This is a genomic window from Bdellovibrio sp. SBM16, assembly GCF_056175625.1.
On the sequence record NZ_JBJKJG010000005.1, the window covers coordinates 149255 to 163763 of the forward strand.

The following is a 14509-nucleotide window of genomic DNA, read 5'->3' on the forward strand; positions in this document are numbered from 1 at the left end:
CTATAGGCGCAACTTAACACTTTTTATTTCAAATGCAATAGAGTATTTTGCTTAAAACGAATTAAAGGGATTTAGGCCAAATGCAAAAACAAAAAGCTAATTACAGACCGTTATTATTTACTCTGATTCTGGCGCTGGGTGCCGCGATGGCGGTGATGTATTTCGGCAAAGGCGAAGTGCAATCGACACAGCCTAAAATCAGGCTTAGCTATTACGCCGATAACGCTGCATTTGTGACGGCGATTACGACCTTCTTGCAATCAGATATCGAAACGCAAAAATACTACTGGGTCGGCTACGAACCAGAAAAAGAAAATCAGATCGAATTCACGAAGCTGCTAAAACAGGAACTAGAAAAAAAACACGGGCCTTTTGACGTCGTGCTAATCGATCAGGAACTGATGTTAGGTGAAGAAAAAGAAAGTTACTTAGGAAAGACCCACGAGATTCCTTTAAAAGAAAATTTTGCGGAGGCTTCAGAATTAATTAAAGCCAATAAAGATAAAAAAATCTTCGTGATTACGGCCGCGATTTATTCGACCAACTTAATTGCGACCAACCCGCAAGCTAAAATTAAAAACCTGACGCAACTTACACCGCTGGCATTTTCACTGGGTCATTTTCCGGTGCATGCGGATGACGAACGCCACAACCTGTTTCGCTGCGATACCGAAGATAAAACCGGCACTTCGCCATGGGGTTGTACGGTGTTAAATAAATCGCGGGCTATCCGTCGACGCATCGATCTGGAAAAACTGCGCCAGAACCCGGCACTTAAAATCGGCTTGATGGATTCATCAGGTAAATTTGACTATATGGTGCTGGTCGGCAAGTAATCCATAAATAACAGTAATCATATCCAAATCATTATTAATTATATTTATTCTTTGGGCTGGCCTAAAAACATCTACAACAAAGGGGTTTTTATGCAAGTAAAAGAAATTGCAGTAGCAACGTTAATTATTCTAGGCGGCTCAGGAATTATCGCGCAGGCAGCGCCATCAGGGCATGAGTTAATCTCGAATGTGAGTTTAACAAATTTAGCTGTCGAATCAAATGAACTGGGTTTAAGTGTTTCCTATCCGGGCCCAAGTATTTCTGGTATCTGCGGCGTAGAAATTCGGGCAGATAATTATAATCGCCATATGCCGATTCAAAAATTTATGGATGCGGTTGATGTGCCGTCGCGTTTTGAGCAGGGTATTAATCCACGCGTGTTAAATTCAACGACGATTGAAATTGATTTACAGCATATGAATCTGTCGTATGGCGTTTGGTTTTCGGTTAAAACCAAAGACGGATCTTCGTTAAAAGAGACGATCAAAAAAACATTAGGCGAAAACCGCACCGTGGTGGCGATCGCTACAACGTGCAAATGAGTCCTTCGATTTAAGAAATAAAAAAACCCACGTAAATCTTACGTGGGTTTTTTATTGGCGCCTCAAAAAGCTTTAAAGTTGTAACTATTTTTTCTCAGCTGGAACTTTTGATTCATCAACTGTTACTTCGATTTCTACGCGGCGGTTTTGTTTGCGACCTTCGGCGGTTGTGTTGTCGCCAACTGGGTTAGCCGGGCCTAAACCTGCAGTAGAAATAGTTGTGCTTGGCATGCCGTTAGCTGTTAATTCGGCACGAACTGCATCAGCACGTTTTTGTGAAAGTGTTTGGTTGGTTTTATCTGAACCAGTGGCATCAGTGTAACCTTTAACCGCCAAAACGTTCTCAGGGTATTTTTTCATAATGGTCGCCATCTCTTTAAGATTAGCTTTGGCCTGTGGTTTTAGGTCTGCTTTACCGGTTTCAAATAAGATATCGCTTTTTAATTTGGTCACTAAACCTTGCTCTGTACGTTTAGTTTCTGCGATTTTTTCCAGTTCTTTGGCTTGTTGATCCATACGGCGTCCTGCGTAGCCACCGATACCAGCGCCTAATAGACCGCCGATCACTGCGCCTTGTGCGCGGTTACCTGATTGGTGGCCGATGATCGCACCTAAAGCCGCACCGGCAGCAGCGCCGATACCAGCACCTTTGGCAGTGTTTTTATTTTCTGTTGCACAGCTTGAAAACATTAAAGCAGCAGCTGTAATTACAAGAGTGATTGTTTTTTTCATATCAGAGAATCCTTCCTATTGGTTTTTTTATATTTATTGTACTTCGTGACTTAATGGGCGTCGCGGTGCTCTGAAGTAAGTACGCGGCGAAAGATCAAATAGATCTTCGACTTTACTCATATAGACGCAGGCATAACGTTCCATTTGGTACGCAAAATAACTTTCTTCATTACCAGCGCGCATTAACTGTCCCCAGTTCGGGTTGTAAAGTGCTTGCTGTTTTTTAATTAACTGGCTGATCTGAGTGTCGAAGTCGCCGATCTCTTTTTGTAATTGATCGATTTTGGCTTCGTCGACTTTCGTAGAGCGCTCGTATTTCTGGGTCATCAGGTCAGTTAAAATATCTTCTAACGGCTCTTTTTGTTTCATTAACGCATCAATTTCAGCCATGTACGGCTCAGCTTTGATGTTCTGTTTGATCTCGTGTTCAAGCTCTTCGATGATCATAGCTGTGCGCCAGTTACAGTCTTTCTTTAAACGTAAGATGTCGCCGTAGATATGATCACCGATGTAAAGGATGTCATCGCCCTCAAGATCTAGGGTTTGCGTAAATTTTTTGGCATTACCACCCTGGTAAACACCCGGGGTAAGCTTACCTTCAACGTTGGTCATGGTGCCGTCTTCCGGGTTTACGCGTAAGAATCTGGAATCTTCGTAGAAAAATTTAGGTTTCTGCGCAAACGTCACAACGAACTCAAAAAGATCAACCCACGATTTGTGGTCTTTTAAGAACGGATTAATCGCATAATCCAATAATAATTTCGAGTAGTGAAACTCAGAGTTAGTTACGATAAAGATTTTTTTACCGTGTTTTTTATACTTTTCTAAAGCGCGGACAACTTTTTCATCTTTGATGATGTAGTGTTCAACGTTTTTGCGAACAGCGTCTTTTAACGAGCCGTCACGGTGAGCTTCATCTAAAGCATCTAACACGTCATCAGCGATGATTGAGTACTCCGGTAGTTTAAGGCTGGGCTCAGAGTCTTTTAAATCCACTAACTGCGAGTAAGCATGCGCTAGAGAGTACGAGAATGATGTATCCACCGCTAAGTAATCAGATTTAGACAGGTCGATATACGTTGAGTGATACATTTTTCTGTGAATTTTGTAATCCAGTGGTTTTAAACCGTGAAATGAATTACGAATCGCCGTGTAGCGGTTTAATTTTAATAGATTTCCGCGTTGGCGGTCGATCACTAATCCGCGAAGAGCGAAATTAAAATCGAACTGAAATTTTCTGATAACTTCTGGGTAGCCTTTTTTAGTCACTAACTTATCGATGATGGTCGTGTGAGAAAGGCGCTCGAAATTCTCGGTATTGTAGCGAACCAAGGTGTGATCCATATCAAGACCGATGTACTTGATTTTTTTAAGGTTCAGGGTTCTGTTGACGTAAACTTTTGCTGTCGACATTCTTTTCTTTCTTTGCAGTTTATTTTTCTATTGGTAGTGAAAGTTGATTCCATAACAACATGCCACCAAGCATGTTGTAGGTGTTTTTGATTCCCTGCGAATACGCGTAGGCGCTGGCTTGAGCAGAGCGCACGCCTGAGCGGCAGATAAAGACTACCGGTTTATCTGTGGGAATGTTTCTGATGGCATTCGGGATTTCGCCCAACACCACTAATTGAGCATTGTGAATATGTCCAAGTTCGCCGGTGTATTCTTCCGGTTGGCGCACATCAATCAAAGTAAGGTTTGCGGCATTGGCGCTGACTTCTTCAACTGTGACATCAAAGACATTGTCAAAATTAGGATTAGGTAGTTTTTGTTTAAATTCGTAAGCCATCGGTTGATTAGTATAGGCCAAAGCTAAGACGTGCAGCAACAACATTTACTAAGGGCGATTACGTTTTGACTGAAGTCATAACACGGTTAGTATAGCTGTGGTGAAAAAATCAGACTCTTTTCAATTATCCGAGGAACAGGCGCATGCGCTCGAACTATTGCGTTCTGGCGAAAATGTCTTCCTGACCGGTGGTGCCGGAAGCGGCAAGTCTTTTGTCGTTAAAGAGCTGACAAAGGATTTAGACCCTAAAACCATGCCGATATTAGCCAGTACCGGTGCAGCTGCGGTGCTTCTTGGGGGGCGAACTTTTCATTCATTTTTTGGTTTAGGAATTATGGAAGGTGGTCCGGATGCCACCTTTGAACGGGTCAGCAAAGACGGCAAAGTGTTAAAACGCCTGGCGCAGGTCGAAGGCTGTATTATCGACGAAATTTCGATGATTCCCGGCGATGCCCTGATGATTGCTGAAGCTTTAGCGCAGAAAGCGCGCGGTTCAAAATTGCCGTGGGGTGGCATGCGTATCATCGCGGTCGGAGATTTTGGCCAACTGCCGCCGGTGGCAAAAGCTGGGCAAAAACGTGACTGGTGTTTTTTAAACCCGGTTTGGAATCAGACCGGTTTTCAAGTGTGCCAGCTAAAGCATAATCAGCGGGTGCAGGATTCTGAATTTTTGGATGTGTTGGCTGAAATCCGCAATGGGCGCATGAACCAGAAGGTGGCCGATTTTTTAAACGGACGCACTAAAGCGCACGATGAAGAACTTCCGGGCACCAGGTTGTTTCCGCGCCGTGATCAATCGGATAATTATAACCAGAAGAAACTAAATGAGATCCGCGAACAAGAGCTCAAATACGAAGCTATTTACTTCGGTGAAGAAAAGTTTGTTCAGAGTTTAAAAAAATCATCACCGGTGCCCGAGACGTTAAAATTAAAACCCGGCTGCCGAGTGATGTTTATGAAAAACGATGTCAACAAACGCTGGGTTAACGGCACGCGCGGGGTTTTGGTCGGCGAAGAAGATCAGCACTTGATCGTGCGTAAAGACTACGGCCGCGAAGTGAAAGTCGAGAAAATGACCTTTTCGCTACTCGATGCCGAGGGCAACGTGAGAGCCAGCGTCATTCAGTTTCCGCTGATTTTAGCGTATGCAACAACGATTCATAAATCGCAGGGCGCCACCCTGGATGAGCTGTGGTGCGATTTAAGCGCTCTGTGGGAGCCGGGTCATGCCTACGTGGCCTTGTCGCGCCTCAGAGATGCTTCGGGATTGCACATTGTGCGCTGGAATCCACGTTCGTTTATTGTCGATCCGTTAGTGCAAAAATTCTATCAAAATCTTTGACCCATCTTTAGGCCGCTTGATAGATTCTAGCCATATTTTAGAGAGGTATTCTATGGCTGCTACATTTGCTCCAACACCTGTGACCATCGATTGGTCAAAAGCAAAAATCACTGAACAAAATCCGATTGGTCTTCATGGCGTGGATTTCTTGGAATTCTCTGGCCCAGATGCTGCTCATTTCGAAGGTTTGTTTAAACGTTTAGGAATGACTGAAATCGGTTCTGTTGCCGGTAAAAAAATTAAACTTTACCGCCAGGGTGACATCAACTTTATCTTAAACACTGAGCCGGGCACCTTCGCGGTTGAGTTTGCCAAAAAACACGGCCCATGTGTTTCGTCTTCGGGCTTTCGCGTAGCTGATGCTGAAAAAGCTTTCGCTAATGCCGTTGCCCGTGGCGCAAAAGCTTACGACGGCAACGAGGCTTCGCGCGGAGCAACTCCGTTTTTAGCGATCTACGGAATCGGCGATTCATTGGTCTATTTTATCGACGAAAAAAATCACAACAAACTTTACACTGAAATTTTCGGCGTAAAAGACAACGACAATGTTCGCCCGGTTGGTTTAGGGATGAAGGTCGTCGATCATTTCACCAACAATGTTCCTAAAGGTGAAATGACTAAGTGGAGCGGCTTCTATGAAAAGATTTTTAACTTTCATGAAGCTAAATATTTCGATATCAAAGGCAAATCGACCGGCTTACTTTCTCAGGCGATGCGTTCACCATGCGGTTTATTTTCGATTCCAATCAATGAGCCGTCTGATTCTAAATCACAGATTCAGGAGTATTTAGATGAATATAAAGGCTCTGGTATCCAGCATATCGCTTTAACTACGGATGATATCATTCCGACGTTAGAAGATTTACGCGCCCAGAAAATCGAATTTTTAAATCCGCCTCCGGGCACTTACTATTCGATGTTAAAAGACCGTCTGCCGATGGTGACCGAAGACATTGATCGTTTACAGAAAAACGCGATCTTAGTTGATGGTGATCATGACGGTTATTTATTACAGATCTTCACGAAAAACGTCATCGGTCCGGTGTTCTTTGAGGTGATTCAGCGTAAAGGTCACGATGGTTTCGGTAACGGAAACTTTCAGGCCTTATTCGATGCGATCGAAGCTGACCAGCGTGCACGAGGATATTTATAATGCATCAGTATTCACAAGGTAAAGCCCACACCCAAGGCCACAAGGGAATCCCTGAAGGCCAGTTCGAAGAAGAGCACGGCCGTAAAGGTTTTTTTGGCCCGGTGTCGCACTTATTGAAAGATAAAGCGCCAACCCGTTGGACAGCGATCGAAGGGCCACTTAAGCCGCATCTTTACGACTTAGTGCCTTGTCAGTATGAGAACGGCAAATGGAACCGTTTACTTTTTAACTCTGAAGTTGTGATCTACTCACAATGGAATAAAAAAACAGATCTTTCGCAAAGTAAAAATGTTTTGCCGGCGTTACGTAATGTTGACGGCGAATCATTATACTTCGTGCATACCGGATCAGGAAAAGTTTTAACTGAGTACGGTTTGTTAAAATTTAGAGTGGGTAGTTATGTGATGATTCCAAAATCATTACACCACACGTTTATTTTTGAAGAAGACACACAGTTTTTAATTATCGAATCACTGAGTGGTATGTACCGTGAACCTGAACGCGGCATGGTGGGGCGTAATGCGTTCTACGATCTGGCTGCTTTAGGCAAACCTAACTTAGAAGAATTGTACCAGTTTAAAAAAGACAAAAAAGTTGAATCGTTAGAAATCAACGTGCGCCGTGCGGGTAGCGTGACGAAATTCACTTACGAAGAATGTGTCTATGATACGGTTGCGTGGAAAGGGGATTACTTCCCGTTCACATTACACATCGACGATATGATGCCGATGATGTCTCACCGTGTGCACTTACCGCCGTCAACACACACGACATTTGCGGCTAACGGTTTTGTGGTCTGTACGTTCTTGCCGCGTTTAATCGAAACTGATAAAGATGCGCTTAAAGTTCCGTTCTATCACCAAAATATCGATTATGATGAAGTGTTGTTCTATCACGCCGGTAATTTCTTTAGCCGTGATAACTTACACGCTAACATGATCACGTTTCATCCGGCGGGCATGCCGCATGGGCCGCATCCGAAAGCTTTTGCTGCTGCTGCGGCAAATCCGAAAACGTTCACTGATGAAGTGGCAGTCATGATTGATACTCAACGTCCATTGCAGGTAGATCCGTTCATTGAAAAAACGGAAGTTAATTCTTACTGGCAATCATGGATGAAAAAATAATAAAAGGAATTTACCTTGATTGAAAAAGGCGATTTTCTTTCAGATGAACAAGCCATGCAGCTAGCTATCAAGGAGGCGTACCAAGGTGCGCCTTTTGTGTCTCCGAACCCGTTGGTTGGCTGTGTGATTCTGGATGAAAACGGTAAATTTTTGGCCAGTGGATATCACCATAAGTACGGTGAGCCGCATGCCGAAGTTGATGCTTACGCCAAATTAACTGCGCACGAACTTAAAAATGCTCAGGTGTTTGTGACCTTAGAACCGTGTGCGCACGAAGGTAAGACACCATCATGTGCAAAAGCGCTGGCGAAAATGCCGCTTAAGCGCGTGGTTTACGGTTTACAAGATCCAAATCCTTTAGTGGCGGGCCAGGGGGCCGAGATTATCCGTGCCACGGGGATCAGCTGTTTAGAATACACTGGCGATTTAAAGCCAGATCTTGAAGATGTGGCCGAAGTGTTTTTAAAAAACTTTCGCGAGAAAAAAACGTTTGTTGCCGCTAAAGTAGCGCAATCGTTAGACGGGCAGATTGCCCTGGCCACCGGCGAAAGCAAATGGATCACCTCCGAAGCTTCGCGTGAATATGTACATGAACTGCGCGCTTGGTATGACGCTGTCTTAGTCGGGCGTAACACCATCGAGACCGACAATCCGTCCTTAGATATCCGTCACCCCCATATTAAAAAAGAAAATTATCTTATCGTGATCGATCCGCAGGGTAAGATTTTGGCTAAGGTAAAATCTTACAAATTCTCAGAAGCCCGTGCGAAAGATAAAATCATTTTTGCCGTGCAAAACGATGTGACTTCAAAGGATTACCAGGTCGTTAAATTTACCGATTTAAATCATCTGCTTTCCCAAATGTGGGATATGAAAATTAAATCGGTCTTTATCGAAGGTGGAGCGCGCACTTATTCAAGCTTCTTACAGGCCAAGCTGATCGATCGCCTACACGCCTTTGTTGCACCGGTCTTAATCGGGCAAAAAAACGGGCTGTCATGGTCAAATGATTTTGCCATCAGCACTTTAAGTGAAAAAGTCGAACTTAAAAATGTGAAACATAAAACTTTTGGTCGCGACCTTTATTTAACCGGAAGGATATAAACGATGCCTGCAAAAATCAAACGTCTCTTTGATACCACTCACTTTTTATCGCTCATGTCGGCGGTGGTGATGTTGCTGGTTTTTTCGGTTGGTATCAGTAATGTCTGGTTTTTAACGATCGCAGTGGCGTTCTTAGGTGTGGCGGTGATGACAGCAGTCCATCATGCGGAAGTGATCGCGTTACGGGTCGGACCATCGCTGGGGGCGTTGATTTTAGCGCTATCAGTTACGGTGATCGAAGTGGGATTAATCGTATCTCTTATGACCAACGACACGCCAGAATCAGCGATTGTGGCCCGTGATACAGTGTTTGCTGCGGTGATTATCGTCACCAATGGTATTGTCGGGGTGTGTTTATTATTAGGCGGACTTCGTTACCGTGAATTAGGTTTTCACGTGCAGGGAGCCAGTTCGTTACTTGCTATCTTAGCGGTGTTAGCCGGCATCACCATGGTGTTACCAAACTACACCACTTCAACGGCCGCTTCTACCTACAGCACCGGGCAGCTAATTTTTGTCTCGGTGGCCTGTATCGTATTATATGCGCTGCTGGTTTTTTTTCAGACCAAGACACATAAAGATTATTTCGAAGTTGAGCCAACAACCGAGAGTGAAGATCCAAGTAAACCTTCGCGCCGTTTAACAGTGTTAAGTTTTATCTGCCTGTTTGTCAGCTTGGGTGTGGTGATCGGCTTAGCCAAAGCACTGAGCCCGGCAATCGAAGCCGGAGTAACGGCGCTGAACGCTCCGCGCGCGGCAGTGGGTATTGTGATCGCCTTACTGGTCTTATTGCCAGAAACCTGGGCTGCGGTTTCAGCAGCGCGTGCCAATCAGTTACAGACCAGTCTTAACCTGGCACTGGGATCAGGTGCAGCTTCAATTGCGCTCACGATTCCGGTAGTGAGTGTGTTTTCGCTGATGACCAACAGAACGCTAACTTTAGGTTTAGACCCGAAAGGTACGGCGTTTTTGCTGTTAACTTTTATGGTCGGCGGTTTAACTTTAGGTACCGGCAGAACGACCGCATTACAGGGTGCCACACATTTAGTGCTGCTGTTTTCTTATTTAGTGATGTCTTTTATTCCTTAGGGTGAGATGGCTGCAAGCAGACTTAATTTTTTTATTCATCCGATACCTCTTACGGCCGTGGTTTTGCTCGGGCTGAATGATCATTATTTAAAATATCAGTATCCCGGTTTTATTACCGGTAAACTCAGTGATTTTTTAGGGCTGTTTTATTTTCCGTTATTCGTATCGGCGTTAGTGCTGATTGCTACCTTGTACCGGGTGGCTTTTGCGAAAAAGCTGCTGGTTACCGCGATCATCGTAACCGATGTAATTTTCTGCGCGCTAAAATTAAATCCGTTTTTATCCGCGCAGTTTGTCGAATTTTTTTCGCGGTACTTTTTTAAAATCAGCGTGCAGAGTGACCCGACCGATCTGATCGCGTTACTATCCAGCGTGCTGTGCTACCGGTTTGCAAAAAAATATTTTACTGCGGAAGAAACGTAACCTGGCAGGCCGGTACGCCGTTATCCGAGCAGCCATAGACATGTAAAGTGCCGCTGGTGGTATTTAATGAATAATTACAAACACGCGGTTGGCCGTTTACCGTGCCTGAAACCGAAGTTTGGGTGGCGATTAATAGAGTTGGCTCTGGCAAGCCTAGATCGGTAAAATCAACCGCATCCGGAGACACAATCATGTCGCTGCTTACGCCGATAACTTCATTGATATTTGGATTTACGCAGTTTGAAGCAGCGCCAAAATAACTAATACCCTGCTCATCGTCTTTAACTTTAGACGTAGCTACGGTAATGACTGTTGTAACTGCTAAGCAAAAAGTAACAAATAGTTTTTCTGACGTTTTCATGACTGTACCTCTGAGATTTATTTTAGTACAGAAGCTGTCAGTGGACCTAGGTATTTCTCGACGTGCTTGACCACATCTTTTAAATGTCTGGCCGGAAAGATATCGGTTTTAAGTCGGGTGGTTGGCTCATAATAGTACTGTGATAATACCGCTTTGCCGTTTTTATCTTTTACATATTTTAAATACACAATCGCCGAACTTTTACGGTCGATATCACGCTGGTAGGCCACGAAATTTCCCAGTGAATAAAAAATAATGGTGTCGCGTTTATCTTTGGTCGTGTAACGCTCCATGGGCTGCAGCACATGCGGGTGTGAACCGATAACAGCATGCGCACCGGCTTCTAACACGTCGTGCGCCAGTGCGATCTGCATCGGGGTTGCGCGGTCTTTGTATTCGTTACCCCAGTGCGGGGTGAAAATCACCAGATCCGGTTTTTTATAGGCAATCACCTGCTCGATGGTTTTAAGCAGTTCACTTCGCTGCTCATAACATAAAAGCACCTGTTTTTTACGGTCGTTAAAACCGTTTAACATTTCGGTACAGCCGACCCAGGCAATGGTAAATCCGTTAACATGAGTGAGCGTATAAAACGGCTCATCGCTTCCGGCTTTGCGGACACCGATATACGGCATTCCTCTTTGCGTAAGGGCATCGATGGTTGAATCAATGCCGCGCCAACCGCGGTCCAGGGAGTGATTATTGACGTTGGAGACAATATCAACGCCGGATTTTTTCAGCGCATCAATTAAAGTCGGGTGGTAGTTAAACAGTAAATCCGTACCGCTGTAGACTTCATTATCATAGATAAAGCCGACATCGCCTTTACGTTTTAGTTTGTTGGTAATGCCCATGGCGGTTGGGCCTTCAAGATTAACGTAAGTAAAATCGGCAGCAGATAAATGCGGAATCGTCTGTTTCCAGATCACCGAAAAATCATGTTTCGGATCGTTTATTACACGCTTGTACAGATCCTGGTGGATAATCAAATCACCGGTAAATGCGAGCAGAACCTCGCTACCGGAAACGGATTTTACCGGTGCCGTCGTGCTGCTAACTGGACCTTCAGCCAGTGCGCATCCAGCGCTAAAAATTGTCGCAAAAAATAAAAGTCGTAAATTCATTTTTTAGATCCAATATACTTTAAAGCCACTTCGTCTAGTCTATGGTCCAGTTACCAAGAGTCAACGGCATTGCTAGAATGTACCTATGAACGATGATGGTAGTCATAATTCGCCAAAAGGGACATTAAAATCTGAGTGGACACTGTTGTTAGACAGTTTTGTCGAGGAAGAAAACCCCACAACCAAAATAATCCAAGGGCTCCCGCAGGAGTTTCTCGTTGAAACGATGCGTGACTTAAGCGAACAAAAGCACGCCTTGTTTCAGCAAATCGAAGAGGTTAAGGCCCAGATCGAAGAGACCCAAGTGGTTATCGAAAACCTGCAGTTAGTGGGTTCAGACACCCAGGATGCCCATGACCGTATCGCGGATTTACATGAGCAGGGTGCCAGTTTGACAGAAACGATTGATGTCTTAGATAAAAAAATCAGAAAAGTCAGAACCCTGGCCGGTTAGCGTTGGGCAGGATCGTCGTTTTTAAGCTCTTTGAGCTCGCGTAATTTGCGCAAGCTTTGTTGCATGACGATCTCCAGCACGCGAAATTCTTTGGCCGATGGCGTGTTTTGTAAAAGCATGCGCTTTAAAGTGGTATACACGTTGATCTTTTTCTTTTCTAAGTTAAAGCCCATTTCGGTCAGCCAGGTACGCATTGTCTCATCAGGAAAAATACCTTCTTCTTTTTTCTGTAAAGCTTTGGGTTTTTGCTGCCCCTCTAATTTGGTACGGTCGCCGCCAAACACTGAGCGTGCGATAAACATCGCAAGTAATGTGGCCTGGGCTAAATTCAGAGACGTGTTGTCGCCAAAGGTCGGAATTGAACAGCAAAAGTTGGCGTGCGCAATATCTTCGGCACTTAACCCGGCGTCTTCGGGCCCGAACACAATATGAACGACAAACGGTTCATCCGATGCTTTTTTGATTTCGGTATTGGTTTCTAAAAAATAATTTAAAGTTGTTTGTAAATCCTGCGCCTGGCGGCCGCGGCCATCGCGCGCCGTCGTTGCGATCATTAAGCCCTGCGGTTCGTTTTTAAAAAATTCGGCCCAGTCTTTATAAACTTTACGGTTTTGTAGGGCGTACTGACCGGTGGCTGCGGCCTGCTGGGCATCGAAGGTCACATCACATTGCGGAGCCAGAAGGATTAAATTTTTAAATCCCATATTGGCCATTGCCCGAGAGGTCTGGCCGATATTTCGTTCGTAGAGTGATTTGACTAAAACAATTCGTACATCAAGCTTGCGCATAAGCTAGACGTACACCATCATCTATGACCGAAGTCAATTTTTCGTTGTTGGATTTGATTGTTTGTAAGTGGGTTTCAATTTTTTTCGTTAAGACTGGCGAAATTTTACTCATCAGCGCAATTTCTAAAAGCTCAACGAATAACAGCCACTGATCCGTCGCCTGATTTAAACACTTATCAAATAAGGCCATCGTCGTTGAATCTGACCACTCCTGGCGGGCTTTGCGGTAATCACGCACGGTTTGGTAAAGTGCAAACAACGCTTTTTGTTCTGCCGAATAATTCGGGGTAGGCACACGTGCCGCTACAAAATCATCGGTATCACCGTAAGCTTTACGGTCAGCAGGGCCACCGAAGACCGAAGTTACTTTATTACCGACCGTAATATCGAAGTTACCCCATTCCGGTTGAAACAGAACTTGGTCCTTAAATTTTACGGTGCAGTTTTTAAATGTCATAATACCGTTTTCGGTTTTTACCAAATCACCGGTCACGGTTACACCAGAGTCATAGTTTAAGGTATTGCCGTTTTGCGTGTAGTGCCCCAACGGAAAGCTGTAGCCATGCTGGTGGTATTCTTTGTTGTGGCCTGCAAGCTCTTGGTCATTTTTACTGATTTGTGTAGGGCCGGAAAACTTAACGTAGATCACATGGCCTGCAGCATCCTGAAGATATTCGCTCACGACACCGCTGATTTGAAGACCAGAGTCTAATTCAACCGTATTGACCGATTTGGCCTGAATCGCTTTATCCAGGCCTGCTTTACCGCCGGTACGGTAAGCCATTTTTTCAGCCATCTGATGTAACACGGTGACTAAGTGTTTAAAATCCGGAGTTACAAATAATTGCGGCTGCGGTTCAGTGATATCGTAAGTCTGTTTGATGCAATCAACAGTCAGCGGAATTTTTTTAACTTTATCTGACAGGCACCATTTTGATTCGCCCACCGACGATAATAGCCCTGCGCCGAAAATTTTCGGCTTATCAACTGTGCCGACTAATCCGTATTCAGCTGTCCACCAGTTCATACGTGATAACTCTGTGGCTTCAGAAACGTGGGTGGAAGCCTTAATGGTTGCTTCTAATTTTTTTTCAGAGTCAGCAATCTGCGCTGCAGTTGAGTTCGGATTTTCTTTTACATCGGATAGTTCGCGGATCGCTTCGTATAAATCTAAATCTTCTTTTGAGATAATCGCTTTTTTCGCGACCTGTGCATATTCTTTTAAGTAAGCTGCATACTCAGGATCTACGATAATCGGGGCGTGGCCCGCGGCTTCGTGCACGATATCCGGCGCTGGCGTGTAAAGTAAGTGATCGATACTGCGCATGTCAGAGGCGATCGGTAAAATAGACAATGACTGTAATTCCATAAACGCTGCTGGCGGGATAAAACCCGATACCGGCATTGCCGTCCAGCCGAAGTTTTTAAGTTTGGCGCTCATCTCTTCGATCTTCGGAATCTGCTCTTCGCTGATTCCGGTTTTTTCTAAACCTTCGATATAAACCGGATGCGCATTTTTAGATAAAAAATCTTTTAATTGGCGTAAACAGTAGCGCCAAGTGGCCTGATCAACCGGCGTGTAGCGCGCGTAATTCTGATCGACAGTGTATTTTTTTAAATGCTGAGGCAGTTCGTTCATCATGT

Annotated in this window: 16 protein-coding genes; 9 read left to right on the forward strand and 7 right to left on the reverse strand. The window is 44.6% G+C overall.

Going from position 1 to position 14509, the window contains the following annotated elements; genetic code table 11:
* Nucleotides 1-80: 80 nt before the first annotated feature.
* Nucleotides 81-836 carry a hypothetical protein gene (locus tag AC04MM_RS06285; RefSeq protein WP_475379477.1) on the forward strand — a complete coding sequence of 252 codons (756 nt, stop codon included), beginning with the start codon at nt 81-83 and terminating at the stop codon, nt 834-836.
* 90 nt (nt 837-926) lie between these two features.
* Nucleotides 927-1379, forward strand: a complete 453-nt coding sequence (locus AC04MM_RS06290; RefSeq protein ID WP_475379478.1) for a hypothetical protein — start codon at nt 927-929, stop codon at nt 1377-1379.
* An 84-nt stretch (nt 1380-1463) separates the two neighbouring features.
* Here AC04MM_RS06290 and AC04MM_RS06295 read toward each other — a convergent pair whose 3' ends face one another.
* Genes AC04MM_RS06295 through AC04MM_RS06305 form a run of 3 tightly spaced genes read right to left on the reverse strand, consistent with a single transcriptional unit; the run spans nt 1464 to nt 3945 of the window.
* Nucleotides 1464-2111: a YiaD family glycine zipper/OmpA-like lipoprotein gene (locus tag AC04MM_RS06295; protein WP_475379479.1), complete on the reverse strand. Its 648-nt coding sequence runs from the start codon at nt 2109-2111 to the stop codon at nt 1464-1466.
* 33 nt (nt 2112-2144) lie between these two features.
* Nucleotides 2145-3524, reverse strand: coding sequence for an HAD-IG family 5'-nucleotidase (locus AC04MM_RS06300; RefSeq protein ID WP_475379480.1), 1380 nt, complete (start codon nt 3522-3524; stop codon nt 2145-2147).
* A gap of 19 nt (nt 3525-3543) precedes the next feature.
* Nucleotides 3544-3945: a rhodanese-like domain-containing protein gene (locus AC04MM_RS06305; protein WP_475379481.1), complete on the reverse strand. Its 402-nt coding sequence runs from the start codon at nt 3943-3945 to the stop codon at nt 3544-3546.
* 55 nt (nt 3946-4000) lie between these two features.
* Here AC04MM_RS06305 and AC04MM_RS06310 point away from each other — a divergent pair, with 55 nt between their 5' ends.
* The 6 genes from AC04MM_RS06310 to AC04MM_RS06335 are packed head-to-tail and all read left to right on the forward strand — an operon-like array spanning nt 4001 to nt 10138.
* Nucleotides 4001-5242, forward strand: coding sequence for a DEAD/DEAH box helicase (locus AC04MM_RS06310; protein WP_475379482.1), 1242 nt, complete (start codon nt 4001-4003; stop codon nt 5240-5242).
* A 52-nt stretch (nt 5243-5294) separates the two neighbouring features.
* Nucleotides 5295-6395, forward strand: coding sequence for a 4-hydroxyphenylpyruvate dioxygenase (gene hppD, locus AC04MM_RS06315; protein ID WP_475379483.1), 1101 nt, complete (start codon nt 5295-5297; stop codon nt 6393-6395).
* Nucleotides 6395-7522, forward strand: a complete 1128-nt coding sequence (locus AC04MM_RS06320) for a homogentisate 1,2-dioxygenase (protein ID WP_475379484.1) — start codon at nt 6395-6397, stop codon at nt 7520-7522. The genes hppD and AC04MM_RS06320 overlap by 1 nt, the downstream gene beginning before the upstream one ends.
* A gap of 15 nt (nt 7523-7537) precedes the next feature.
* The gene (ribD, locus tag AC04MM_RS06325; protein WP_475379485.1) at nt 7538-8626 is read left to right on the forward strand and encodes a bifunctional diaminohydroxyphosphoribosylaminopyrimidine deaminase/5-amino-6-(5-phosphoribosylamino)uracil reductase RibD; all 1089 of its coding nucleotides are present in this window, start codon (nt 7538-7540) and stop codon (nt 8624-8626) included.
* Between the two features lie 3 nt (nt 8627-8629).
* The gene (locus tag AC04MM_RS06330; RefSeq protein ID WP_475379486.1) at nt 8630-9715 is read left to right on the forward strand and encodes a calcium:cation antiporter; all 1086 of its coding nucleotides are present in this window, start codon (nt 8630-8632) and stop codon (nt 9713-9715) included.
* A 6-nt stretch (nt 9716-9721) separates the two neighbouring features.
* Nucleotides 9722-10138, forward strand: coding sequence for a hypothetical protein (locus AC04MM_RS06335; protein ID WP_475379487.1), 417 nt, complete (start codon nt 9722-9724; stop codon nt 10136-10138).
* Here AC04MM_RS06335 and AC04MM_RS06340 read toward each other — a convergent pair.
* Both AC04MM_RS06340 and AC04MM_RS06345 read right to left on the reverse strand, forming a co-directional pair.
* Nucleotides 10119-10499, reverse strand: coding sequence for a hypothetical protein (locus tag AC04MM_RS06340; RefSeq protein WP_475379488.1), 381 nt, complete (start codon nt 10497-10499; stop codon nt 10119-10121). The two genes, AC04MM_RS06335 and AC04MM_RS06340, sit on opposite strands and share 20 nt — an antisense overlap.
* A gap of 17 nt (nt 10500-10516) precedes the next feature.
* Entirely contained in the window at nt 10517-11623 is a 1107-nt protein-coding gene (locus AC04MM_RS06345; RefSeq protein WP_475379489.1) for a CapA family protein, read from the reverse strand.
* Between the two features lie 85 nt (nt 11624-11708).
* On the opposite strand from AC04MM_RS06345, the gene AC04MM_RS06350 reads away from it, so the two are divergent.
* Nucleotides 11709-12077: a hypothetical protein gene (locus AC04MM_RS06350; RefSeq protein ID WP_475379490.1), complete on the forward strand. Its 369-nt coding sequence runs from the start codon at nt 11709-11711 to the stop codon at nt 12075-12077.
* Here the strand turns inward: AC04MM_RS06350 and AC04MM_RS06355 are convergent.
* Nucleotides 12074-12865: an RNA methyltransferase gene (locus AC04MM_RS06355; protein WP_475379491.1), complete on the reverse strand. Its 792-nt coding sequence runs from the start codon at nt 12863-12865 to the stop codon at nt 12074-12076. The genes AC04MM_RS06350 and AC04MM_RS06355 overlap by 4 nt on opposite strands.
* Nucleotides 12852-14507 (reverse strand): aromatic amino acid hydroxylase, encoded by a 1656-nt coding sequence (locus AC04MM_RS06360; RefSeq protein ID WP_475379492.1) that lies wholly within the window; start codon nt 14505-14507, stop codon nt 12852-12854. The genes AC04MM_RS06355 and AC04MM_RS06360 overlap by 14 nt, the downstream gene beginning before the upstream one ends.
* Nucleotides 14508-14509: the final 2 nt, after the last annotated feature.

Coding starts and splice junctions, on each gene's coding strand:
- AC04MM_RS06285 (WP_475379477.1), top strand. CDS start 81: ATGCAAAAACAAAAAGCTAATTACAGACCGTTATTATTTACTCTGATT.
- AC04MM_RS06290 (WP_475379478.1), top strand. CDS start 927: ATGCAAGTAAAAGAAATTGCAGTAGCAACGTTAATTATTCTAGGCGGC.
- AC04MM_RS06295 (WP_475379479.1), bottom strand. CDS start 2,111: ATGAAAAAAACAATCACTCTTGTAATTACAGCTGCTGCTTTAATGTTT.
- AC04MM_RS06300 (WP_475379480.1), bottom strand. CDS start 3,524: ATGTCGACAGCAAAAGTTTACGTCAACAGAACCCTGAACCTTAAAAAA.
- AC04MM_RS06305 (WP_475379481.1), bottom strand. CDS start 3,945: ATGTTGTTGCTGCACGTCTTAGCTTTGGCCTATACTAATCAACCGATG.
- hppD (WP_475379483.1), top strand. CDS start 5,295: ATGGCTGCTACATTTGCTCCAACACCTGTGACCATCGATTGGTCAAAA.
- AC04MM_RS06320 (WP_475379484.1), top strand. CDS start 6,395: ATGCATCAGTATTCACAAGGTAAAGCCCACACCCAAGGCCACAAGGGA.
- AC04MM_RS06330 (WP_475379486.1), top strand. CDS start 8,630: ATGCCTGCAAAAATCAAACGTCTCTTTGATACCACTCACTTTTTATCG.
- AC04MM_RS06335 (WP_475379487.1), top strand. CDS start 9,722: ATGGCTGCAAGCAGACTTAATTTTTTTATTCATCCGATACCTCTTACG.
- AC04MM_RS06340 (WP_475379488.1), bottom strand. CDS start 10,499: ATGAAAACGTCAGAAAAACTATTTGTTACTTTTTGCTTAGCAGTTACA.
- AC04MM_RS06345 (WP_475379489.1), bottom strand. CDS start 11,623: ATGAATTTACGACTTTTATTTTTTGCGACAATTTTTAGCGCTGGATGC.
- AC04MM_RS06350 (WP_475379490.1), top strand. CDS start 11,709: ATGAACGATGATGGTAGTCATAATTCGCCAAAAGGGACATTAAAATCT.
- AC04MM_RS06355 (WP_475379491.1), bottom strand. CDS start 12,865: ATGCGCAAGCTTGATGTACGAATTGTTTTAGTCAAATCACTCTACGAA.
- AC04MM_RS06360 (WP_475379492.1), bottom strand. CDS start 14,507: ATGATGAACGAACTGCCTCAGCATTTAAAAAAATACACTGTCGATCAG.